This window comes from Streptomyces sp. NPDC058246, assembly GCF_042881985.1.
Classification (GTDB): domain Bacteria; phylum Actinomycetota; class Actinomycetes; order Streptomycetales; family Streptomycetaceae; genus Streptomyces.
The window spans coordinates 273476-297157 of record NZ_JBHVWZ010000010.1 but is presented as its reverse complement, the minus strand read 5'-3'; the positions used below and the strand labels follow the sequence as shown (position 1 = coordinate 297157).

General features: G+C 72.0%; 20 protein-coding genes. 17 read left to right on the top strand and 3 right to left on the bottom strand.

Annotated features, from left to right (window positions below; translation table 11 throughout):
* The first annotated feature begins 164 nt into the window (after nucleotides 1-164).
* From ACFVXA_RS18105 to kynU, 7 genes are all read left to right on the top strand, one after another.
* Entirely contained in the window at nucleotides 165-959 is a 795-nt protein-coding gene (locus ACFVXA_RS18105; RefSeq protein ID WP_362027232.1) for an aldose 1-epimerase, read from the top strand.
* Between the two features lie 10 nt (nucleotides 960-969).
* Nucleotides 970-1518 carry an orotate phosphoribosyltransferase gene (pyrE, locus tag ACFVXA_RS18100; RefSeq protein WP_362027229.1) on the top strand — a complete coding sequence of 183 codons (549 nt, stop codon included), beginning with the start codon at nucleotides 970-972 and terminating at the stop codon, nucleotides 1516-1518.
* 183 nt (nucleotides 1519-1701) lie between these two features.
* Nucleotides 1702-2724 (top strand): class II fructose-bisphosphate aldolase, encoded by a 1023-nt coding sequence (gene fbaA, locus ACFVXA_RS18095; protein WP_383743787.1) that lies wholly within the window; start codon nucleotides 1702-1704, stop codon nucleotides 2722-2724.
* A gap of 64 nt (nucleotides 2725-2788) precedes the next feature.
* Nucleotides 2789-4312 carry an MFS transporter gene (locus ACFVXA_RS18090; RefSeq protein WP_389469914.1) on the top strand — a complete coding sequence of 508 codons (1524 nt, stop codon included), beginning with the start codon at nucleotides 2789-2791 and terminating at the stop codon, nucleotides 4310-4312.
* A 256-nt stretch (nucleotides 4313-4568) separates the two neighbouring features.
* On the top strand, nucleotides 4569-4982 hold the full coding sequence (locus tag ACFVXA_RS18085) for a DUF3151 domain-containing protein (protein ID WP_362027220.1): 414 nt from the start codon (nucleotides 4569-4571) through the stop codon (nucleotides 4980-4982).
* Nucleotides 4983-5182: 200 nt separating this feature from the next.
* Entirely contained in the window at nucleotides 5183-6031 is an 849-nt protein-coding gene (locus tag ACFVXA_RS18080; RefSeq protein ID WP_362027217.1) for a tryptophan 2,3-dioxygenase family protein, read from the top strand.
* Complete coding sequence (gene kynU / locus ACFVXA_RS18075) at nucleotides 6024-7319, top strand: kynureninase (protein ID WP_390025549.1); 1296 nt, start codon at nucleotides 6024-6026, stop codon at nucleotides 7317-7319. Before ACFVXA_RS18080 ends, kynU begins: the two co-directional genes overlap by 8 nt.
* Before the next feature lie 218 nt (nucleotides 7320-7537).
* Here the strand turns inward: kynU and ACFVXA_RS18070 are convergent, their stop codons facing one another.
* Nucleotides 7538-8146 (bottom strand): TetR/AcrR family transcriptional regulator, encoded by a 609-nt coding sequence (locus tag ACFVXA_RS18070; RefSeq protein WP_390025547.1) that lies wholly within the window; start codon nucleotides 8144-8146, stop codon nucleotides 7538-7540.
* A gap of 299 nt (nucleotides 8147-8445) precedes the next feature.
* On the opposite strand from ACFVXA_RS18070, the gene ACFVXA_RS18065 reads away from it, so the two are divergent.
* The 8 genes from ACFVXA_RS18065 (at nucleotide 8446) to ACFVXA_RS18030 (ending at nucleotide 18385) form a co-directional block, all read left to right on the top strand.
* Nucleotides 8446-9495 carry an alpha/beta hydrolase gene (locus tag ACFVXA_RS18065; RefSeq protein WP_390025545.1) on the top strand — a complete coding sequence of 350 codons (1050 nt, stop codon included), beginning with the start codon at nucleotides 8446-8448 and terminating at the stop codon, nucleotides 9493-9495.
* Nucleotides 9496-9682: 187 nt separating this feature from the next.
* Nucleotides 9683-10714: an alpha/beta hydrolase gene (locus ACFVXA_RS18060; RefSeq protein WP_384023026.1), complete on the top strand. Its 1032-nt coding sequence runs from the start codon at nucleotides 9683-9685 to the stop codon at nucleotides 10712-10714.
* 295 nt (nucleotides 10715-11009) lie between these two features.
* On the top strand, nucleotides 11010-12230 hold the full coding sequence (locus ACFVXA_RS18055) for an acyltransferase (protein ID WP_389932519.1): 1221 nt from the start codon (nucleotides 11010-11012) through the stop codon (nucleotides 12228-12230).
* Between the two features lie 274 nt (nucleotides 12231-12504).
* Nucleotides 12505-13848 carry a sensor histidine kinase gene (locus ACFVXA_RS18050; protein ID WP_390025543.1) on the top strand — a complete coding sequence of 448 codons (1344 nt, stop codon included), beginning with the start codon at nucleotides 12505-12507 and terminating at the stop codon, nucleotides 13846-13848.
* Complete coding sequence (locus ACFVXA_RS18045) at nucleotides 13845-14525, top strand: response regulator transcription factor (protein WP_362027199.1); 681 nt, start codon at nucleotides 13845-13847, stop codon at nucleotides 14523-14525. The genes ACFVXA_RS18050 and ACFVXA_RS18045 overlap by 4 nt, the downstream gene beginning before the upstream one ends.
* A gap of 303 nt (nucleotides 14526-14828) precedes the next feature.
* The gene (locus ACFVXA_RS18040) at nucleotides 14829-16190 is read left to right on the top strand and encodes a histidine kinase (protein WP_362027196.1); all 1362 of its coding nucleotides are present in this window, start codon (nucleotides 14829-14831) and stop codon (nucleotides 16188-16190) included.
* A 71-nt stretch (nucleotides 16191-16261) separates the two neighbouring features.
* Nucleotides 16262-16987, top strand: a complete 726-nt coding sequence (locus tag ACFVXA_RS18035; RefSeq protein WP_390025565.1) for a response regulator — start codon at nucleotides 16262-16264, stop codon at nucleotides 16985-16987.
* Nucleotides 16988-17164: 177 nt separating this feature from the next.
* Nucleotides 17165-18385 (top strand): cytochrome P450, encoded by a 1221-nt coding sequence (locus tag ACFVXA_RS18030; protein ID WP_389469929.1) that lies wholly within the window; start codon nucleotides 17165-17167, stop codon nucleotides 18383-18385.
* 220 nt (nucleotides 18386-18605) lie between these two features.
* Here the strand turns inward: ACFVXA_RS18030 and ACFVXA_RS18025 are convergent, their stop codons facing one another.
* Nucleotides 18606-20159: an APC family permease gene (locus ACFVXA_RS18025; protein ID WP_390025541.1), complete on the bottom strand. Its 1554-nt coding sequence runs from the start codon at nucleotides 20157-20159 to the stop codon at nucleotides 18606-18608.
* Between the two features lie 184 nt (nucleotides 20160-20343).
* On the opposite strand from ACFVXA_RS18025, the gene ACFVXA_RS18020 reads away from it, so the two are divergent.
* Nucleotides 20344-21750 (top strand): ethanolamine ammonia-lyase subunit EutB, encoded by a 1407-nt coding sequence (locus tag ACFVXA_RS18020; RefSeq protein WP_384023011.1) that lies wholly within the window; start codon nucleotides 20344-20346, stop codon nucleotides 21748-21750.
* Between the two features lie 143 nt (nucleotides 21751-21893).
* Nucleotides 21894-22673, top strand: a complete 780-nt coding sequence (gene eutC, locus ACFVXA_RS18015; protein ID WP_390025563.1) for an ethanolamine ammonia-lyase subunit EutC — start codon at nucleotides 21894-21896, stop codon at nucleotides 22671-22673.
* Nucleotides 22674-22797: 124 nt separating this feature from the next.
* Here the strand turns inward: eutC and ACFVXA_RS18010 are convergent, their stop codons facing one another.
* A complete protein-coding gene (locus ACFVXA_RS18010; RefSeq protein WP_362027181.1) occupies nucleotides 22798-23640 on the bottom strand; it encodes a diacylglycerol kinase in 843 nt (280 codons plus the stop codon).
* Nucleotides 23641-23682 lie beyond the last annotated feature (42 nt).

The window sequence follows — 23682 nt, the reverse complement described above, 5'->3', positions numbered from 1 at the left end:
GTCCAGGGGCGCGGGGACCCGCGCGATCTTTTGGGGGGTCTGGGGGCGCAGCCCCCAGGTGACGATGGGGCCGCCTGCTCGAGCGAAGTCGAGAGCTTGGGTGAGGGCAGGGGCGGCGGGGGCGAAAAACGTCTTGGGGCGGTCGCACCAGTAGGGTCAACTCCGTGAGTAACGAAGACATCACGCTGACCGCGGGCGACGCGGAGGCGACGGTGGCACCGGCCAACGGCGGACGGATCAGAAGTCTGCGCGTCGCCGGCGTCGAACTGCTGAGGCAGGGCGAGAAGTTCGGGTGTTTCCCGATGGTCCCGTGGTGCGGAAGGATCCGCGACGGACGGTTCCTGGACGGCACCACCGTCCAGCAGATGCCGCTCAACTCCCCACCACACGCCATCCACGGCACCGCCCGGGACGGTGCCTGGAGCACGGCCCGCACCGCCAAGAACGAGGCCGTGATCACGTACGACCTGGTAGCCCCCTGGCCCCACCCGGGCCGCGTCACCCAGGCCTTCACCCTGACCGAGGACGCCTTCACGCTCACGATGTCCGTGGAGACGTACGAGAACTCGTTCCCCGCCCAGATCGGCTGGCACCCCTGGTTCAACCGCAAGCTGGAGGGAGGAGGAGAGGGCGCCCGCGTCGACTTCACCCCCGCCTGGCAGGAGGAGCGCGGCGAGGACCATCTGCCCACCGGGCGCCGGACGGAGCCGAAGCCCGGCCCCTGGGACGACTGCTTCGGCATGCCCGGCGGCATCGACGTGACGCTCACCTGGCCGGGAGCGCTCGAACTGAAGGTCGCCGGCCCCGAGGAGTGGGTCGTCGTCTACGACGAGCAGGAGGCCGCCGTGTGCGTGGAGCCCCAGACCGGGCCGCCCAACGGCCTGAACACCCACCCCCGGCTGGTCACCCCGATCGAGCCGCTGGAGGCGACCACGACCTGGAGCTGGCGGCGCCTCTAAGCTGGCGGGCATGAGTGACGTACGCGGCGCGCTGCTGCAGCAGATCAAGGACAAGGCCGTGGTGCACGGCAAGGTGACCCTTTCGTCGGGCAAGGAGGCGGACTACTACATCGACCTCCGCCGGATCACCCTCGACGGTGAGGCCGCCCCGCTGGTCGGTCAGGTCATGCTCGACCTGACCGCCGACCTGGACTACGAGGCCGTCGGCGGCCTGACCCTGGGAGCGGACCCCGTGGCGACGTCGATGCTGCACGCCTCCGCCGCACGCGGCAGGACGCTGGACGCCTTCGTCGTGCGCAAGGCGGGCAAGGCCCACGGCCTGCAGCGGCGTATCGAGGGTGCCGAGGTCAAGGGCCGCCGGGTGCTGGCCGTCGAGGACACCTCCACCACGGGCGGCTCGGTGCTGACCGCCGTCGAGGCGCTGCGCGAGGCCGGCGCCGAGGTCATCGGCGTGGCGACCATCGTCGACCGGGACACGGGGGCCGCCGAGGCGATCGCCAAGGAGGCGGGAGTGCCGTACGTGTTCGCGTACTCGAAGGACGATCTGGGCCTGAACTGAGCCCCGTGTCCACGGCCCGGACCCGGGGTTATCCACAGGCTGGACACCGTGGCCGAAGCATCCGGCCAAGTCTGGAAAGATGGGGCCGACGATGACGTCGCCCCCCTAGGTCAGGGCCGTAAGCACCAGTCCCGTCGTACCGCAGCAGCAGTACGCAGACCCGCACATACAAGGAGCGGACAGATGCCCATCGCAACCCCCGAGGTCTACAACGAGATGCTCGACCGGGCGAAGGCAGGCAAGTTCGCCTACCCGGCCATCAACGTGACCTCGTCCCAGACCCTGCACGCTGCGCTGCGCGGCTTCGCGGAGGCCGAGAGCGACGGCATCATCCAGATCTCCACCGGTGGCGCGGAGTTCCTGGGCGGTCAGTACAAGAAGGACATGGTGACCGGCGCCGTCGCGCTCGCCGAGTTCGCGCACATCGTCGCCGCGAAGTACGACATCACGGTCGCGCTGCACACGGACCACTGCCCCAAGGACAAGCTGGACGGCTATGTCCGTCCGCTGCTCGACATCTCCGCCGAGCGCGTCGCCAAGGGTGAGAACCCGCTGTTCCAGTCGCACATGTGGGACGGCTCCGCCGAGACCCTCGCCGACAACCTGGCCATCGCCCAGGAGCTGCTCGCCAAGGCCGCGGCCGCCAAGATCATCCTCGAGGTCGAGATCACCCCGACCGGTGGCGAGGAGGACGGCGTCAGCCACGAGATCAACGACGAGCTGTACACGACCGTCGAGGACGCCCTGCGCACCGCCGAGGCCCTCGGCCTGGGCGAGAAGGGCCGCTACCTGCTCGCCGCGTCCTTCGGCAACGTGCACGGTGTCTACAAGCCGGGCAACGTCGTGCTCCGCCCCGAGCTCCTCAAGGACCTCCAGGAGGGCGTCGCCGCCAAGCACGGCAAGCCGAACCCGTTCGACTTCGTCTTTCACGGCGGCTCCGGCTCCACGGCCGAGGAGATCGCCACCGCGCTGGAGAACGGCGTGGTGAAGATGAACCTCGACACGGACACGCAGTACGCGTTCACGCGCCCGGTCGCGGACCACATGTTCCGCAACTACGACGGCGTCCTGAAGGTCGACGGCGAGGTCGGCACGAAGTCGAAGTACGACCCGCGCACCTGGGGCAAGCTCGCCGAGGCCGGCATGGCCGCGCGGGTGGGCGAGGCGTGCGTGGCGCTGCGTTCCGCGGGCACCAAGCTGAAGTAGCGATCACCTTCGGTTCGGGCTCGGCACCCCCCGCGGTGCCGGGCCTTTCCGTATCCTCCGAGGTATGGCTGCCCCTCCGCAGGAGAGACCAGGAGAGAAACCGGCCGTACGGATCGCCTCCCCCACGGGGAAGTGGATCCTGCTGACCACCGTTCTCGGCTCCAGCATGGCGATGCTGGACTCGACGGTCGTCAATGTCGCGCTGCCGCGCATCGGCCGTGACCTGGACGCGAGCCTCGCGGCCCTGCAGTGGACCGTGAACGCCTACATGGTGACGCTGGCCGGGCTGATCCTGCTGGGCGGCTCGCTCGGCGACCGCTTCGGGCGCCGCAAGGTCTTCGTCATCGGCGTGGTGTGGTTCGCCTCCGCCTCGCTGCTGTGCGGGCTCGCGCCGAACGGCGCCGTGCTGATCGCGGCCCGCGCCCTGCAAGGGATCGGGGGCGCCCTGCTCACCCCCGGTTCGCTCGCGATCATCCAGGCCTCCTTCCATCCGGACGACCGGGCCCGGGCCGTGGGCCTGTGGTCCGGCTTCGGGGGCGTCGGCGCGGCGGTAGGTCCGTTCCTGGGCGGCTGGCTGGTGGACGGTCCCGGCTGGCGCTGGGTCTTCCTGCTGAACATCCCGGTGGCGCTGGTGTGCGCCCCGATCGCGCTGCGCCACGTCCCCGAGTCGTCGGACGAGCGCGCGCACCGAGGCTTCGACGTCCTCGGCGCCGTCCTCGGCGCACTCGCGCTGGCCCTGGTCACGTATGCCCTGATCGAGGCCCGCGGCGGCTCGGTGCTCGTGGCGGTGACGGCGGTCGCGGGCGTGGCATCGGGGATCGCCTTCGTGTACGTCGAGCGGCGCCGCCCCGACCCGATGATGCCGTTGGACATCTTCGCGTCGCGCCAGTTCACGGCGGTCAATCTCGTCACCCTGTGCGTGTACGCGGCCTTCGGCGGCTTCTTCTTCCTGACCGCGCTCCAGCTCCAGGTCGTGGCCGGTTACTCGGCCCTCGGCGCCGGTACGGCCCTGCTGCCGACGACCGTCCTGATGCTGCTGTTCTCCGCGCGCTCCGGCGAAATCGCCCAGCGCATCGGCCCGCGCATCCCGCTCACCGTGGGCCCGCTGCTGTGCGCGACGGGAATGCTGCTGATGCTGCGGGTGGGCCCAGACGCGTCGTACGTCGCCGACGTACTGCCCGCGCTCCTGGTGATGGGGCTCGGCATGGTCACCCTGGTCGCGCCGCTGACCGCCACCGTCCTCGCCTCCGTGGACACCGCGCGGGCGGGCCTGGCCAGCGGGATCAACAACGCCGCCGCCCGCGCGGCCGGGCTCATCGCCGTGGCCGCGCTGCCGCTGCTCGCCGGGATGGGCCCGGAGGCGTACCGCTCGGCGGACGCCTTCAACGCCGCCTTCCGGCGGGCGATGCCGCTGTGCGCAGGTGTCCTGGTGGTCGGGGCGGTGCTGGCCTTCGCGACCGTACGCCGCCCGGCACCCGACTGCCGGCGCCCCCAGTGCCGTACACACGGCTGGGTCACCGCGCCCCCGCTGGAGCCGGACCGCGCGACCCCCGCCTCCACGGCTTCCGGCGCCGGTCCGGCTTCGTGACGGTGCTGTCGGTCTTGTAGAGGGTGTGGGCCGAAGGGCGGCGCCTCCGCGGTTCGGGGCAGCGGTGAGGCGCCGACCAGGGCCCCGAGGGCGGCGCCCCCGCGGCTCCGGCCAGGCTGAGTGTCCGTACGACCCTCCCGCGTTGTTGTGAGCATGACTGACGAGGGGGAGGGGAAAGCCTGCACCGGAAGCCTGCGTTCCGTTGTGGCCGTACGCAACCGTTACCGATCAAGCACGATGCAGCAGACTGGAACCCATGACGATTCACGAGAACCTCCTCGGGGGCCCGCCTCCGACCCACCTCCCCGACGACCCGGAGCCGCGCGAGCTCCTCGCGAGCGGCACGGCGCCCGCCGACGTCGCCGCCAAGTACCCCACCTCCTCGCTCGCCTGGGCGCAGCTCGCCGACGACGCGTTCGAGCGGGGCAGCGTCGTGGAGTCGTACGCCTACGCCCGTACGGGTTACCACCGCGGCCTGGACGCCCTGCGCCGCAACGGCTGGAAGGGGCACGGCCCGGTGCCCTGGGAGCACGAGCCGAACCGCGGCTTCCTGCGCGCCCTGCACGCCCTCGCCCGCGCCGCGCAGGCGATCGGCGAGCAGGAGGAGTACGAGCGCTGCAGCCAGTTCCTGAAGGACTCCTCGGCGACGGCGGCGCAGACGCTCGGCTGATGGGGGGCTTGATGCGGGGCTGATGCGGGGCTGATGCGGGACCGAGTTCTCGCAGCTCGTGGGACCCGCCTGTCGGTGTGACGAGGCGGGTCTTGCGTTTTCGGGGGACGATTGCGGAGGATGCCCGGTGGGGACCGGGGCCCCCGTGTCGGTAACGGCAGGGGCGGACCGCTACCCGGAGTACGCATCAGGAGACAGCGATGTCGTCCCAGCAGGCTCGGCCCGTCGAGGCCCAGGAGCCCGAGACCCCGCATCTCGACTTCCAAGGAACCACCCCGTACGAGGACTATGTCCAGGCGGACGTCCTCACCCACCTCCAGCACCCCCTCTCCGACGACCCCGGAGAGATGGTCTTCCTGGTGACGACCCAGGTCATGGAGCTGTGGTTCACGGTCATCGTCCACGAGTGGGAGACCGCCGCGAGCGCGCTCCGCTCCGATGACATCCCGAGCACCGTGGCCGCGCTGAAGCGGTCCGTACGGGAGCTGGACGCGCTCAACGCGTCCTGGCGCCCGCTCGCGCAGCTCACGCCCGCGCAGTTCAACTCGTACCGCTCGGCCCTCGGCGAGGGCTCCGGCTTCCAGTCCGCGATGTACCGCCGGATGGAGTTCCTGCTCGGCGAGAAGTCCGCGTCGATGCTGGTCCCGCACCGGGGCGCGCCGCGCGTGCACGCCGAGCTGGAGAAGGCGCTGCACGAACCGAGCCTGTACGACGAGGTGCTGCGGCTGCTGGCCCGGCGCGGGCACGCGATCCCGGCGTCCGTCCTGGAGCGGGACGTGTCCCTGCGCTACGAGCCCTCGCCGGAGGTGGAGGCGACGTGGACCTCCCTGTACGCGGGCGACGAGAGCGATGAACTGGCCCGCCTCGGCGAGGCGCTGACCGATGTCGCCGAGCTGGTGTGGCGCTGGCGCAACGACCATCTCGTCGCCACCCGGCGCGCGATGGGCGCGAAGACCGGCACGGGCGGCTCCGCCGGGCTGGCGTGGCTGGAGAAGCGGGCACAGAAGAACGTGTTCCCGGAGCTGTGGACGGCGAGGTCTCATGTCTGAAGTGGCCGCTGAGGCAGAGAAGCCGGACGCGGCACTGGCCGCTGAGGCGAAGGAGCCGGACTCGGCACTGGCCGCCGAGGCGAAGAAGCTGGACTCGGCACTGGCCGCCGAGGCGAAGAAGCTGGACGTGGCTGACGAACTGGCGGGCCTGCGCGAGCAGTTCGTGCTCGACGAGGTCGTCTACCTGGACGGAAACTCGCTCGGCGCGCTGCCGGTGGGGGTGCCAGGGCGGGTCGACGACGTCGTACGCCGCCAGTGGGGCGAGCTGCGCATCCGCTCCTGGGACGAGAGCGGCTGGTGGACGGCGCCGGAACGGATCGGCGACCTGATCGCGCCGCTGGTCGGGGCGGCGCCCGGCCAGATCGTGGTCGGGGACTCGACGAGTGTGAACGTCTTCAAGGCGCTGGTGGGGGCGGTACGGCTGGCCCGCGGAGGCGCCGAGGACGGCCGGGACGAGATCCTGGTCGACGCGACGACGTTCCCCACGGACGGCTACATCGCGGCCTCGGCGGCCCGTCTGACGGGCTGCGAGCTGCGTCCGGTGGAACCGGCGGAGGTCCCGGGCGCGGTGGGCCCGCGCACGGCGGCGGTGCTGCTGAACCACGTCGACTACCGCACGGGCAGGCTGCACGACCTCCCGTCCCTCACCGCCGCGATCCATGACGCGGGCGCGCTCGCGGTCTGGGACCTGTGCCACAGCGCGGGCGCCCTGCCGGTCGGCCTGGACGCGCACGGGGTCGACCTGGCGGTCGGCTGCACGTACAAGTACCTCAACGGCGGCCCGGGGGCACCGGCGTACCTGTACGTGCGCAGCGAACTGCAATCCCGCTTCGACTCCCCCCTCCCCGGCTGGAACTCGCACGCCGACCCCTTCGGCATGAGCCCGTCGTTCGCACCGGCTGCGGGCGCGCTGCGGGGGCGGGTCGGGACGCCGGACATCCTGTCGATGCTGGCCCTGGAGGCGGCGCTGGAGGTGTGGGAGAACGTCTCGATCGACGCCGTCCGCACCAAGTCCCTCGCCCTCACGGACTTCTTCCTTGAGTGCGTCTCGGCGTATGTCCCCGAGGGCCGGGTGGAGTCCCTGACCCCGTCCACCCACGAGGAACGGGGCAGCCAGGTCGCGTTGCGCTGCGCGGACGCCGGCACGGTGATGAAGCGCCTGATCGACCGAGGCGTCGTCGGCGACTTCCGCCACCCCGACGTACTCCGCTTCGGCTTCACCCCGTTGTACGTGGGCTTCGGGGATGTGGAACTGGCGGCACGGGTACTGGGGGAGACGCTGGGATGACGCGATGACGCGATGACCCGATGACGCCATGACGCGATGACGCTGCGCCGGCCGGACCGACGGAGCCCTCGGCCCACTCGAGCGGGGATCCGGGGGCGGCAGCCCCAGGTACGGGACGGGTAGGGGCGGAGGGGGCGAAAACCCACACCCCTGCCCCCCCAGCGCAGGTTCACCCCCCCCGGAGGACGTACGCCCTCACCCCCCGAGGACGCACATCCTCACCCCCCGAGGACGTACACCCCCGCCGCCGCAGCGGCAACCGCCGCCGCGGCCGCACGATCGGCCGCGGCGGCATCCGGCACCACGCCAGTGGTGAGCAACGTGTAATACAGCGGCGCCGACACCGCCCGCACCACGACCCCGGCATCGGTCCCCGGCGGCAACTCCCCCCGAGCGACGCCCTGCTCGACACACGGTGCCCACTCGGCGACCCGCACGTCGTAGAACCGCCGCAACGCCTCCGCCGTACGCGCGTCACACGTCGCCGCAGCGATCACCGCCCGGAACAGCGCCCCCTGCCGGGCATCCGCCAACGTCCGCCGCACCAGCTCCGCATTGGCCCGCAGATCACCGAGCACGCTCCCCGTCTCCGCACGGGGAACCGACTGCTCGGCCATGTCGCTGAGCAGATCGGTGACCAGCCCGGTCACCGACCCCCACCGCCGGTACACGGTCGTCTTGCCCACCTCGGCCCGCCGGGCCACATCGGCCAGATCAAGATGCGCGAACCCCTGCTCGGCGAGCACGTCCCCGGCCGCCCGCAACACGGCAGCACGAACGCGTGCGGTACGCCCCCCGGGACGTACGGTGCCGGGCTCTGCGGACATGACGACCTCTTTCCTCAGGTTCTTCTTCCGGTTCGTTCTTGCGGTTCGTTCTTGCGGTTCGTTCTTCAGGCAGGCTGCTACGCCACGCGGATGTACGACGCCTACAGGTGAGGGTCGCGTCTACGGTCTGCGGCCACACTGACGCTACGCACCAGCGTAACGAAACAGCAGGACCATTTACCCCTCACCGAGCGTGACAACCCCGTGTAGACGCACGTCACGGGCCTGATACCGTCCCCGCCAACGGCCGAATTCTCCCCTGGTCCGCCAAATCCGTTTCACCGCTGAGAGGTTGGAGCATGCAGGACGACGCCGCAGCCCGGGACGACGCCGACGAGCCCGCCGCGGAAGGCGAGGCAGCCGCCCGGCGCGATGACGACGGCCGGCGTGAGGCCGAGGGCCGGCGTGAGGCCGACGCCCGGCGCGACGCCGCGGAAGAGGCCTCGGCCTTCTCGCACCCGCCCGTCGACCCCGACGTCACGGCCGCGTACGGCGACCATCCCGACCAGGTGATCGACTTCTACGCCCCGCGCGAGCCCGATCCCGCCGTCCTCGCCCCGCTCGTGGTCGTCCTGCACGGCGGCGCCTGGCGCGCTCCGTACGACCGCCGCCACATCACGCCGTTCGCGGACTTCCTGGCCCGTCGCGGTTTCGCCGTGGCGAACGTCGAGTACCGCCGGGGCGGCCCGGACCCCGAGCCGCAGGGCGGCGCGATCCCGGCGCAGGGGGGACCGGTGGCACCCGGGCCCGCCGGGCGGGTCGCCGCCCCGCCCGCGACCGGCGCGATCGCCGGGCGTTGGCCCGACACCTTCGACGACATCGCGGCCGCGCTCGACGCGCTGCCCGCCCTCGTACGCGAGAGGCTCCCGCAGGCCGACCCCCGGCGCGTGGTGGTCGCGGGCCACTCGGCGGGCGGCCACCTGGCGCTGTGGGCCGCCGCGCGGCACCTGCTGCCCGCCGACGCCCCCTGGCACACTGATCGCCCCGCCCCCCTGCGCGGTGTCGTCGCCCTCGCCCCGATCGCGGACTTCCAGGTCGCGGAGAAGCTCGACGTCTGTGCCGGAGCGGCCCGTCAGCTCCTGGGCGGGGAAACCCACTTCGCCGAGCGTCTGCCGTACGCCGACCCGGCGCGGCTCCTCCCCACCGGCATCGCCACGACCCTCGTACAGGGCCGTACCGACATCATCGTCCCGCAGGCGGTCGCCGAGGCGTACGCCGACGCCGCCGCCAAGGCGGGAGAGGTCGTCGGCCTGACGCTCCTGGAGGACGTGGGCCATTTCCCGCTGATCGACCCGGCTGCCGACGCGTGCGCGGTGGTGGCCGAGGAGATCGCCCAATTGGCTTGGTAGGCATCGACCAACTGGCTTGCGGAAAGGGGAAGTTGCTCTTCCCTCCGGGCCGCCCCGGTCATACCCGTAGTACCTGAGAGCTACCTCCCAGGTGAGCTCCGCAGCGGGACGCCGACGACACGTCACGATCCGTAACTTCCCTTCCAGAGACGCCCGATGAGCGGGCGGACCGGGAGGGAAGGGCGCCATGGAATTCCGGGCGAAGCCGAGCGCGACGGGAAGAGCGGACGGCCCGGCCCGTCGAGGGTCCCGGCCGAAGCCCGGCCGAGCCGTCGGCCGATTTGCCCGGCGGCTGCGCCGCACGCTGCTCGCCGCCCTTGTCATGGGCGCCGTCGTCGTGCCGGTGTCCGCGGCCGGCCGCCCTCAGATCCCCGCCCCGGCCCCCGCGGTCCTCGCCCCGGTGACGGCATCGACGCTGGACACGGCGTACGCGGCCAACCGCGCCAATGCCGCGGAGGCGGCCCGTATGGCCGCCGACCACGGCGACCGCACCCGCGCCGCCGCCGACAGGGCCATCGCCGGCCCCTCCCGCCGCTTCCTCTCCTTCGACGGCCGAGGCTCCGGCCGGGCCGTCGAAGTCTTCGGCGACCTCGCGCACGCCGACCGCGTGGCCGTCCTGGTCCCCGGTTCCGACACCAGGCTGGAGACGTACGACCGTTTCCGCGCCGGCGCCCTCGCCCTGCACGACCGCCTCGGCCCGCGCACAGCCGTCGTCGCCTGGCTGGGATACGAGACTCCGGGCACGGTGAGCCCCACGGTCCTGACGACAGGCCGGGCGGAAGCCGCGGCCCCCCGCCTGCAGGGGTTCATACGCGAACTCCGCGGCGTCGTCGGCCGGTCGGCGCACATGTCCCTGCTGTGCCACTCGTACGGCTCGGTGGTCTGCGGACGCGCCGCCCACGGCCTGGACGTGGACGACATCGCCCTCATCGGCAGCCCGGGCACCGGCGCGGACTCCGCGGCGGCACTGCACACGTCCGCCCGCGTCTGGGCGGCCCGGGGCGCCGACGACTGGGTGGCGCACGTCCCGCACGCGCAGGCCGACCTCTTCGGCACGACCCTCGGCTTCGGCACCGACCCGGTCTCCCCGGCCTTCGGCGCGCAGGTCTTCGCGGCGGGCGCCGGCGGCCACAGCGACTACTTCAAGCCGGGCTCGGTGTCCCTGGACAACCTCGCCCGCATCGTCCTCGGCGACACCTCGGAGGTGACCCGTGCGTGAAACGCGTCTTCCCGCACCCAGCCACGAAAGCCGCCCGGTTGCCGCCGTCGCAGCGGACGCTGCCGCTTCCGGTACGTCCATTGCTGACGATGCATCCAGCGCATCCGCGGCACCTGCTGCTGACGGTGTGTCCGCTGCATCCGCTGCATCCGCTGCGTCCGCTGCATCCGCTGCATCCGCTGGACCCGCGGCACCGACTGCTGACGGTGCATCCGGTGCCGCATGTGGGAGGGCATCCGCGACCGCAGGCCGGCCGAGGCTGCCCCACCCCCACCCCCGCCCCGCACTGAGCGGCATGCGCACCCCACTGAACGGCATGCGCACCGCTCTGCAAGGCATACGCACCGCAGCGGACCGCATGGACGAGGCCACGCCCACCCAGCGCGACCGCGCGGTCGACGCCCTGCGCGCCCTCGCGATCCTCGGCGTGGTCCTCGGCCACTGGCTGGTGACGGCCCTGGTCGCGGACGGCGGAGCGCTGCACGCCGCGAGTCCGTTGCGGCACATGCCCTGGCTGGCGCCGATCTCCTGGGCCTTCCAGACGCTCGCGGTGTTCTTCCTGGTGGGCGGGCATGTGGCGACGAAGAGCTACGCGTCGGCGCGAGCGCGCGGCACGACGTACGGGCAGTGGCTGCGTATCCGGCTGAGCCGACTGTTCAAGCCGGTGGCGGCGGTGCTGACCCTCTGGACGGTGGCGACGGCCTGCCTGCTCGCTTCGGGGGCGGAGTTCGCGACGGTTCACACGCTGGTGAAGCTCGCGCTGTCCCCGCTCTGGTTCCTCGCGGTCTTCGCGGGACTCACCGCGGTGACGCCCCTGGTGACGCGCATCAACCCGCTGTGGCCGCTGGCCGTCGTTCTGCATGTGGATCTCATTCGCTTCGGCCTCGGCGGCCCGTCCTGGCTCGGCTGGGTGAACGTGGCGGCCGGCTGGCTGGTGCCGTACACCCTGGGAGCGGCCTGGACGCGTGGCGAACTGGAGCGGCGGCGTGCGGGCTGGGTGCTGTTCACCGGCGGCGCGGCGGTGACTGCGGCGCTGGTGGCGTGGGCGGGTTATCCGGCGTCGATGGTCGGCGTCCCGGGCGCCGCGGTGTCGAACCTGAACCCGCCGACGCTGGCCGCGGTCGCCTTCGGTGTGGCCCAGTGCGGCCTCGCCCTGCTGCTGCGCGAGCCGCTGCGCCGGGCGATGCGGCGCCCCGCGGCCTGGGCCGGGATCGCCATCGCCAATCTCTCCGCTATGACGATATTCCTGTGGCACCAGACCTCCATGATGGCGGTCACGGCCCTGGGCCTCCTCGCGGGCCGTCTCCCCGGCCTGCACACCACCCCCGACGGCCTGGGCTGGGTGGCCGCCCGGCTCGCCTGGCTGCCCGTCTTCGTCGTCGCCCTCGTCGTCTGCTGGTGCGCGTTTCGCGCCTACGAACAGGGGCCTCGCCGCAGTGCCGGCCGCCCGTCCCGAGTCGTCCGCGTCCACCGCCGCCCCGACGCGGCGGGAACGAAGGCGGTCCCTCGTGCCTAGGGTTGACCACGTGACCAGCGAGAAGCACCGGGACCCGAACGGCGAGCCCTCCGTGCATCCGACCTCGCCCGCCCCCGAGCCCACTCCACAGGACGCCACCGGCACGACCCGTCCCACCCGCCCGTCCCGCACTGACCGCCCCGCCCCCGCCCCCGCCCATGGCGCGGTCGCAGGCGCAGGCGCAGGCGCAGGCGCGGACGCAGGTGTAGGCGTAGGCGCAGACGCAGGAGAGGACGCCGGTGAGGGCGTCGGCGCTGGTGGCGCCAGAACCCTCATGCGTTCGATCCTGACCGACCTCGCCTCGCCTGCGTCCGCGCCGCTGCCGCCGCTGTCCCGCCCTCGCCTGCTGCGTCGGCTGCCGCACGTCGCGGTGGTCTGGATCGCCTTCGGGCTCGCGCTCGCGGCCGCGGACGAACTCAACACCGACTACCACCTGGGCTTCGCGCTGGGCGCGGTGACCGGGGTCGCGCAGGGTGTGGCCATCGCTCTGGCGCTGTGGCGACCCGTTCCGGCCTGGTGGCTGTCGCTGGGCGCCGCCGTCGTGGCCGCCGTGTGCGCGCGACCGCACATGGCGGTGGAGATCCCGCCCCCGGGCCCCAACTGGCCGTGGAGCCCGCCCGCGATCATCGCGCACGCCATCGTGCTCTTCTTCCTGGCCCTGCGGGTGCCCACGCGCGTGGCCGTCGGGGCGCTGTCCCTGACCGCGCTCGTGACGTACGTGCTGCAGGGCCTGGTCGGCGGACCGGCCTACAGCTCGACGGGAGTGCTGGCGGTCGCCGTCTTCGCCGTCGTCGTCCTTCTCGGCACCGCCCTCCGCGGTCGCCGCGAGGCCCGTACGCAACTGGTCGAGCAGGCCTCGCTGACCGAGGAGGAGCGGGCCCGCCGCACCCTCCTGGAGGAGCGCAGCCGTATCGCGCGCGAGCTGCACGACGTGGTCGCCCATCACATGTCGGTGATCTCCATCCAGGCCCAGGTCGCCCCGCACCTGGTCGAGAACCCCACCGACGAGCTGAAGGAAAACCTGGAGGGCATCCGGCAGAACGCGCTGGAGGCGCTCACCGAACTGCGCCGCGTCCTGGGCGTGCTGCGCTCGGAGAACCCCGAGGATCCGTACGGCCTCGGCGCGGGCGCCGGTGCCGCACCGCACGCCCCGCAACCCACGCTCGACCGCCTCGACGCCCTCGTCGAGAACACTCGCGCCGCCGGACTGGACGTGACCACGGAGATCACCGGCGAGCAGCTCCCCCTCGCGCCCGGCGTGGAGCTGTCGGCGTACCGGATCATCCAGGAGGCGCTGAGCAACGCCCTGCGGCACGCGCCCGGTTCCGCGGTCCGCGTCGAACTCTGGCACTTCCCGCGCGGCCTCCAGGTGCGCGTCGTCAACTCGAGACCCGACCGCCCCGCCCCACCGTCCCCGGGCGCGGGGCACGGTCTGCTCGGCATGCGTGAGCGGGTCGCGATGCTCGGTGGCACCCTCGTGACCTCACAGATGTCCTGCGGCGGCTTCGCGGTGGCAGCCTTCCTGCCCCGCAACGGGACCGCACCCACCGACGACTTCACCGACGACAACTCCACCGACGACAACTCCACGGGCCCGACAGGAGAAGAGACCCCATGACGAGCGCGAGCGGCACCATTCGCGTACTGATCGCCGACGACCAGCAGATGGTCCGGCAGGGCTTCACCGTGCTGCTCAACACCAAGCCCGACATCGAGGTGGTCGGCCAGGCGGTCGACGGCCTGGACGCGGTCGCCAAGGTCGCCGAACTCGCCCCGGACGTCGTCCTGATGGACATCCGCATGCCCGAGCTCGGCGGAATCGAGGCCACCCGCCGTATCACCGAGGAGACACCCCACATCAAGGTGCTGGTGCTCACCACCTTCGACCTCGACGAGTACGTGTACGACGCCCTGCGCGCCGGCGCCTCCGGCTTCCTCCTCAAGGACGCATCCGCCGACCAACTCGCCGAGGCTGTTCGGGTAGTGGCGGCGGGCGACGCGCTCCTCGCGCCCGGCATCACCCGCCGCCTGATCGCCGAGTTCTCGCGCCTCGACTCCACCCCCCGCGCCCCCCTCAAACAACGCGTGGGCGAACTGACCGAACGCGAGACGGAGGTCCTCGCCCACATCGCCCAGGGCCTGTCCAACGCCGAGATCGCCGAGCGCCTGGTCGTAGCCGAACAGACGGTGAAAACCCACGTAGGCCGCATCCTCGTCAAACTGGGCCTACGCGACCGCACCCAAGCAGCGGTCTTCGCCTACGAGTCAGGCCTGGTCCGCCCCTCTGGCTACTGACCCCACCCAACTCCCTCGCCCACCCCTGCGGGAGCCACCCGCACCCGCCGACGCACCCCCGGCGGAAAGGCGACAGGCGCCACCGCACCCGACGCAAGCCCACCGCGGGCAGCACCGCACCCGACGCAAGCCCACCGCGGGCAGCACCGCACCCGGCGCAAGCCCACCCGGCAGCACCGCACCCGGCGGAAAACGCCCCCGCGGAATCCTCCCCGCCCCTACCCGTAGTACCTGAGACGGACCCACAAGGACCCTCCTTGCTGGTGACGACCGAGACACCCCTCGCCCCCTACCGTTTTGAACGTGACCGAGACGACCCAGACGCAGACGACGCCACCGGGCGGGGCCAAGCCCCACGGCTCCCACAGCCCCCGCAGCCCGGAGTTCCGGCTGGCCGCCGACGCCCTGCGCGGCCTGCGGCAGGACTTGTTCCACGACGCCTTCGCCTACCGCCCGCTGCCGCGGATGCGGGTGGACGGCCCGCTCACCCGACGGCTGCCGGAGGGGATGAGGGAGTACGCGGCCTGGACCCCGCACGCGGCGGTGGCGGCAGCCGGCCTGCTGGCGATGGCCGTCGCGACCACCGCCAGTCACGGCAGCGGCAGTGTCGCCACGCTGCTGTGCGGGCTCCTCGCGCTGCTCCCGGTCCTGGTGACCCTGATCCGACCGGTCGGTGCCTTCTGGTTCTCGCTCGCGGCGGCACCGGTCGTCGCCGTGTTCAGCAGCACCTGGGGCGACTGGCCGTGGCTGCCGGGCAGCTTCACCGCTCACGTGACGGTGCTGACGGTCGTGGCCCTGCGGACGCGCCCCCGCGTCGCCGCGTGGATGTGGGTGCTGACCGCGGCTTACGGGGTGATCGCCGAGACGGTCTTCGGCGCGGGGCGCTACAGCACCAACTCCGTGCCGCTGCTGTTCGTCTCCGCCCTGGCCCTCCTGGTCGTCACGGTCCTGCACATACGCCGGGAGGCCGAGCAGGAGGTCACCGCCCAGCAGTCGGAGACGGCGCAGGAGCGTTCCAAGCGCACTCTTCTCGAAGAGCGCACGACGATCGCCCGCGAGCTGCACGACGTGGTCGCCCACCACATGTCGGTGGTCGCCATCCAGGCGGAGGCCGCCCCCTACCGCGTGGAGAACCCCCCGCCGGAGCTGGAGCAGGCCTTCGTCACCATCCGGGAGAACGCGGTGGCGGCGCTGACCGAGCTGCGTCGCGTACTCGGAGTCGTCCGCGCCGAGGACTACGAGGCTCCGGACGCCCCACAGCCCACCCTCGCCGACCTCGAGGCGCTCCTCGCCAATGTGCGGGAGGCGGGCCTGACCGTCGAGAAGGCGGTCACCGGCGCGGTGCGCGAACTCCCACAGGGCGTCGAGCTGTCGGCGTACCGCATAGTCCAGGAGGCCCTCAGCAACACCCTGCGGCATGCGCCGGGCGCGACGGCCCGCGTCGAGATCGGCTACGTGCTCGGCGGACTCGGCCTGCGGATAGTCAACGGCCCGGCGCCGACGACGAGTCTGACGAAGTCCACGCACGGCGCGGGGCACGGCATCGCCGGCATGCGCGAGCGGGTCACCATGCTGGACGGCGAGATGACGACGGGCGAGACGAACGACGGAGGCTATGAGGTGACGGTCTATCTGCCCGTCGCCACCGCAGAGGAGACCGCATGACGGACGGCACCACCGCACCGACCGGCAACACCGGCACGCCTGGCACCACCGCACCGACCGGCAACACCGGCATGCCTGGCACCACCGCACCCACCGGCAACACCGGCACGCCTGGCACCACCGGAGCAACCGACAAGATCCGCGTACTGATCGCCGACGACCAGGTGATGGTCCGCGAGGGCTTCTCCGTGCTGCTCGGCGCGATGCCGGACATCGAGGTGGCCGGCGAGGCGGTGAACGGCCGGGACGCGGTGCAGCGGGTTCGGGAGCTCGCCCCGGACGTCGTGCTGATGGACATCCGCATGCCGGAGCTGAACGGGATCGAGGCGACCCGGGAGATCGTCGCCGCGGACGGCGCGGCGAAGGTCCTGGTGCTGACGACGTTCGACCTCGACGAATACGTGTACCAGGCGCTGCGCGCGGGAGCCTCCGGCTTTCTGCTCAAGGACGCCTCGGCGCGCCAGCTCGCCGATGGGGTGAGAGTGGTGGCAGCCGGAGAGGCGCTGCTCGCTCCGTCCGTCACCAGGCGGCTGATCACCGAGTTCTCCAAGCTGGCGGACGCGCCCCGGCTCTCGGCCACGGCGCATGCGGCGTACGGGGATCTGACCGAGCGGGAGACGGAGGTGCTGGTCCTCATCGCCCAGGGCCTGTCGAACGCGGAGATGGCCGAGCGTCTCGTCGTCGCGGAGTCCACGATCAAGACCCATGTGAGCCGCATCCTGGTGAAGCTGGGACTGCGGGACCGGACGCAGGCGGCGGTGTTCGCCTACGAGGCGCGGCTGGTCACGCCCAGGTGATCAGCGGGAGCGGCCCGGCCTCGACCGCTCCCCGAGACGCGCCCCTTCACGAGACACCCGGCTCCCCCAGACGCCCCGCTCCCCGCGACACCCCCGGCCGCCCCCCACCCCCCAAACACCCCCGCGCCCCCAAGACACCCCTGTTCAGTGGGCGCCGCGGCGGGCTAGCGTCCGTTCATGGCAGCTTTGGAGACTCCGCAGGCCTTCGACCCGTGGGACCCGGCGTTCGTGGCGGACCCCTACCCGGCGTACGAGGAGCTGCGCGCGCGTGGCCGGGTGCACTACTACGAGCCCACCGACCAGTGGCTGGTGCCGCACCACGCGGATGTCTCGGCGCTGCTGCGGGACCGCCGGCTGGGGCGGACGTACCAGCACAGGTTCACGCACGAGGACTTCGGCCGTACGGCGCCCGCGCCCGAGCACGAGCCGTTCCACGTCCTCAACGACCACGGGATGCTGGACCTCGAACCTCCGGACCACACGCGGATCCGGCGGCTGGTGTCGAAGGCGTTCACTCCGCGGACGGTGGAGGGGCTGAAGCCGTACGTGGACCGGCTGGCGGGTGAGCTGGTCGCCGGTCTGGTGGAGGCGGGCGGCGGGAATCTGCTGACCGATGTCGCCGAGCCGCTGCCGGTGGCGGTGATCGCCGAGATGCTGGGCATCCCGGAGTCCGAGCGGGCACCACTGCGCCCCTGGTCGGCGGACATCTGCGGGATGTACGAGCTGAACCCGTCCGAGGAGACGGCGGCGAAGGCGGTGCGGGCGTCGGTCGAGTTCACCGCGTATCTGAAGGAGCTGATCGAGGCCCGCCGCAAGGAGCCGGGCGAGGACCTGATCTCGGGTCTGATCGCGGCGCACGACGAGGGGGACCGGCTCACCGAGCAGGAGATGATCTCCACATGCGTGCTGCTTCTGAACGCGGGGCACGAGGCGACGGTCAACGCCACGGTGAACGGGTGGTGGGCCCTGTTCCGGCACCCCGAGCAGCTGGCCGCCCTGCGCGCGGACCACTCCCTGATCCCCACGGCGGTGGAGGAGCTGATGCGCTACGACACGCCGCTTCAGCTCTTCGAGCGGTGGGTTCTCGACGACATCGAGGTCGACGGGACGACCGTTCCGCGAGGTGCGGAGATCGCCCTGCTCTTCGGCTCCGCCAACCACGATCCCGCGGTCTTCGACTCCCCGTCCGACCTGGACCTCTCCCGTAAGGAGAACCCGCACATCTCCTTCAGCGCGGGCATCCACTACTGCATCGGCGCGCCCCTGGCCCGCGTCGAACTGACAGCCTCCATGACCGCCCTCCTCAGCCACGCCCCGACTCTCACCCTCGCCGAGCCCCCCGCCCGAAAGCCGAACTTCGTGATCCGGGGCTTGGAGGGCTTGCGGGTGGAGCTCTGACCAGCCGTTCGGCGGGCGTGCAGTGCTGTTCGCCCCCAGCTCGCCCCCATGTCCAGCCCGTCCGGCGCTTGAGGACGAGGCCGTTCAGGCCGATGCGGGGGTCTGGGGGCGGCAGCCCCCAGGAACAAGGGACGGGCAGGGCCGGAGGGGGCGAAAAACCTTATGTGCCCTCACGTGCCCTCACGTGCCCTCACCTGCCTTCACGTGCCCACCGGGGCCGTTACCGCTCCTTCGTCTCCTCCAGCACCGTCCGCCCGAGCAGTGCGTACCGTTCCGGAGCCCGGCGCTTCAGGTAGGTCGCGTAGGAGAGTCCGGCCACCGCGATCAGGGCGACGATCCAGGGGGTGGACCTCAGGATGAGGGAGCCGGACTCGGTGCCGGCCGCGGCGCCCATGTTGGACACCAGCAGCACCACCACGCCGAGCATCGCCAGGCCGCCGATGAGCGGGGCGGTGAAGGTCTTGAACCAGTGCCTGCTCTCGGGGTGGTGGGTGCGGAAGTAGGCCAGGACCGCGAAGGAGCAGACGGCCTGCACGACCAGGATGGCCATGGTGCCGAGGATGGCGAGCAGGACGTACGTACCGGTGTACGGGTCCTTGCCGGCGATCCAGAACGCGCCGATCAGGACGGCGCTGACGACCGTCTGGACCAGGCCCGCGAAGTGCGGGGAGCCGTGCTTCGGGTGGGTGCGCCCGATGGTCTTCTGCAGGGACGGCAGGACGCCCTCGCGCCCCAGCGCGTACATGTAGCGGGCGGCGCAGTTGTGGAAGGCCATGCCGCAGGCCAGCGAGCCGGTGATCATCAGCCACTGCATGACGTCCACGGCCCAGTGTCCGACGTAGTGCTCGGTGGGGTTGAAGAACAACGCCAACGGGTTCGCGGACGAGGCGGCCTTCACGGCCTCCGTCTCCCCGTTGCCGATGATGGCCATCCAGGAGACGAAGACGTAGAAGACGCCGACGCCCAGGACGGAGATCATCGTCGCCTTGGGGATGATCTTCTTCGGGTCGCGGGACTCCTCGCCGTACATGGCGGTTGACTCGAAGCCGACCCAGGACCAGAAGGCGAAGAACAGGCCGAGTCCGGCGCTGGTGCCCTTGAAGGCGTTGACCGGGTTGACCGGGCCGAGGGTGAAGCCGTGCGGGCCGCCGCCGTGCAGGGCGACGGAGATCGCCATCGCGGCGAGGACGGTTACCTCGGTGGCCAGGAGGACGACGAGCAGCTTCTCGGCGACGGAGACGCCGAACCACGTCCCCGTCGCGTTGACCGCCAGCATCAGGATCGCGAAAGCCCACCACGGGACGTCAACACCCGTCTGGTCCTTCAGGGTTCCCGTCGCGAAGGTCGAGAAGATGCCGATCAGGGCCGGCTCGAAGACGACGTACGCGAAGGTGGCCAGCAGGCCTGAGGCGAGTCCGGCGGTGCGGCCGAGGCCGTAGGAGATGAAGCCGTAGAAGGCGCCGGTGGAGGTGATGTGCTTGGCCATCGAGGTGAAGCCGACGGCGAAGACGGCGAGCACGATCATCGCGACGAGGTAGCCGGCGGGGGCGCCTATGCCGTCGCCGGCGGAGACCATGAAGGGCACGTTGCCCGTCATGGCGGTGATCGGGGCGGCGGTGGCCACGGCCATGAAGACCACACCGAGCAGTCCGATCGCGTTCGGCTTCAGCCGGTGGACGGCGCCTTGGGACTCCGCCGCGCCGGTGCCCCCGGACTCCGCGCCGGTCCCCGTGCCCGCCCCTCCCGCAGGGGCTACGCCCTCTTGCACTGCCATCGGGTGGCCCCTCTCTCCGTGATCACTCTGTGTGCTCGACGAACCGGCATCCTGCTGAGTGAATGAGTCAGCACGCAGGTCGGGGCGTTAAATGTTTGTCAACCAGACCTTTAGAACGAACGTCTGCGTTAACTCTCCGTCCGGGCATGGACCGCACGCGGCGCCGGTTCGTACGGTCGCCGACATGAGCACCAGTACCTACACCGCCACCCTCGGCGGCCGGAGTCACCGCTTCGACTCACTGGCCCGGCTGCTCGCCGCCGCGAGCCCGGAGCGATCCGGCGACCGGCTCGCCGGCCTCGCGGCCGAGTCCGCGCAGGCGCGGGTCGCCGCACGGTGGGCGCTGGCCGAGGTGCCGCTCGCGCGGTTCCTCGCCGAGCCGGTGATCCCGTACGAGGACGACGACGTGACCCGGCTGATCGTGGACGGCCATGACGCCGTGGCCTTCGCGCCCGTCTCCGGGCTCACGGTGGGGGAGTTCCGGGAGTGGCTGCTGTCCGAGGCGGCGCACGCCGGGAGTCTGGCCGCGCTGGCGCCCGGACTCACACCCGAGATGGTGGCCGCCGTCTCCAAGCTGATGGGCAACGCGGACCTGGTGGCGGTCGCCCGCAAAGTACGCGTGATCACCGCTTTCCGCTCCACGATCGGCCTGCCGGGCCGCCTCGCCACCCGCCTCCAGCCGAACCACCCCACGGACGACCCGGCGGGCGTGGCGGCGGCCCTTTTGGACGGACTCCTCCTCGGCTCCGGCGACGCGGTGATCGGCATCAACCCGGCGACGGACAGCCCGAAGGCGGTACGGGACCTGCTGGAGCTGCTGGACGGGGTGATCGAGCGCTACTCCATCCCCACCCAGTCCTGCGTGCTCTGCCATGTCACGACGAGCATCGACCTGATGGAGCGCGGCGCCCCCGTCGACCTCGTCTTCCAGTCCATCGCCGGTACGCAGGCCGCGAACGCCTCCTTCGGTGTCACCCTCGGACTGCTCGACGAGGCGTACGAGGCGGCGCGCGGCCTGGGCCGGGGGACGGTCGGGCAGAACGCCCTGTACTTCGAGACCGGCCAGGGCAGCGCGCTCTCCGCTGACGCGCACCACGGCGTGGACCAGCAGACGGTCGAGACACGGGCGTACGCCGTCGCCCGCCGCTACGACCCGCTGCTCGTGAACACGGTCGTCGGTTTCATCGGCCCGGAGTACCTCTACGACGGCCGGCAGATCCTGCGCGCCGCGCTGGAGGATCACTTCTGCGGGAAGCTGCTCGGTCTCCCGATGGGCCTGGACATCTGTTACACCAACCACGCCGACGCCGATGACGACGACATCGCGACCATGCTGACGATGCTCGGCGTCGCCGGCGCCTCGTTCGTGATCTGCACGCCGGGCGGCGACGACATCATGCTCAATTACCAATCGGCCTCTTACCACGACGCGTTGTACCTGCGCGAGGTCCTCGGGCTGCGCCCGGCACCGGAGTTCGAGACGTGGCTGGAGCGGATCGGCCTGCTGGACGCCGATGCCGGGGGCGGGATCAGGGATGTGTCGGGCACCGCCCACCCCTTGATGACGATCGGCAGGGAGATGGCCGCATGACGGACCGCGAAGTGGCTCAGGTCGATGGGGAGGGTGGGGAGGATCGGGTGGATCCCGTGAGTCCCGTGGCCCCCGTGAGTCCCGTGGCCCCCGTGGATCGTGCGGCTCCCGTGGAACCACAGGATCAAACCGGTCAATTGGCCATGCTCGTACGGGCCTTGGTGGCGCCGCCGCCGCCCGAATCCGACGCCGCTCTGTGGCGGTCCCTGCGGCGGCACACCCAGGCACGGATCGGGCTCGGCCGTGCGGGGTCGGCGCTGCCCACGCGGCACCGGCTGGAGTTGCAGGCCGCGCATGCCGCCGCGCGGGACGCGGTGCACTCGCCGTTCGATCCCGATGTGGTGGCGGCCGCGCTGACGGGTGTGCCGACGATACGGGTGCGCAGTGCCGCTCCCGACCGGCTCACGTATCTCCAGCGTCCCGACCTCGGCCGCCGGCTCGACGACCTCGATCGTGCGCATCTGCCCCGGGACGACTGGGACGTGGTGTTCGTGGTCGCGGACGGCTTGTCGAGCCGGGCGGTGCACGAGCACGCGGCGCCGGTGATCCGTGCGACGGCGGGGCTGCTTCCCGCCGGGTGGCGGGTGGCGCCGCTCGTGCTGGCCTCGCAGGCGCGGGTGGCTCTCGGGGACGACGTCGCGTACGCGGTCGGGGCCGCGATGGTGGTCGTCCTGGTGGGGGAGCGGCCCGGGATGTCGGCGGCCGACTCCCTGGGCGCGTACCTGACGTACGCCCCTCGTCCCGGGCGGACCACCGACGCCGATCGCAACTGCCTCTCCAACATCCGGCCGCCGCTGGGGCTCTCCCACGCGGTGGCCGCCGGCAAGCTGGCCGCCCTCATGCGGCGGGCGCGGGAGCTGGGTGCCACGGGGGTGGCCCTGAAGGACGACGCGGACGCGCCGCCGCCGGTGTCGGCGAGGTAGGTTCCTCGCCCCGCCGCCCCTGCCCGTCCCGACCTGGGGCTCCGCCCCAGACCCCGTTCGCGCAGTTCCCCGCGCCCCTATTCAGGGGCGGCCGGGGCGAAAACCCCGTAGGACCCCCACCCCCTCACCTCACCGGCAACGTCAACCCCCACGCCCCCTCCCGCACCACCCAAGTCCGAGTCCGCACGGGCCCGGCCACCACCGCGTCCGCCCGATACCGGAAATCGGCGCCCGAGACGGTGACCCGGCGTCCCACGACCCGCAGGGGCGAGGCCTCCGCCCCCACGGAGACCGGACGGACCTCGACCTCGGCCGCACCCCCCGGCCCCCCGGGCGTCACGGACACGGCCTCCACGGGCTGGTCAAGGTCCACCACGAGCACCCCGTCGACCTCGACCCGCAGCCGCGAAGGCCCAGGCCCCGGCCCGGGCACGGAGGCCAGCCGCCCAGGCCGCGCCGCGAGCGTCCGCACCAGTGACTGGCAGGTCCGCAGCCACGGCCGCACCGGGGCCTCCGAGGGGATCGGGGACAGCAGGGGCGGGATACGGAGCGCCCCCAGCACCACGCCGTCGCTGTCGTCGACCAGCAGGTCGAGCCGTCGCTCGGCCCCGTCGAGCACGGCCCGGGCCGCCGCCACGGCCCCGGTGGGCACGCCCAGGGACCGGGCGAGCGTGAGGGCGCCCCCCACCGGCACCAGCGACAGCCCGCACAGGCCCAGCTCCCGCCGCCGGTGCAAAAGGGACACCGCCCGCAGCAGAGCCCGGTCGTCGCCGACCACGACCGGTCGCCGGACGCCCCTCCGGCTCAGCGCCCGGGCGAATTCCTCGGGCCCCTCCGGCAGGCACACTTTCGTCGCCGCACCCGCGCTGAGCACGTCTTTCGCGATCCGGACGGACTCGCCGTCCGTCCGTCGGGCGACCGGGTCGATGACCACCAGGAGCTGGTCGGAAGGCGCCACCTCGGTCATGCCTCGCTTCCTCGGGTAGCATCTTTGTGCAAGAGCCCCTTG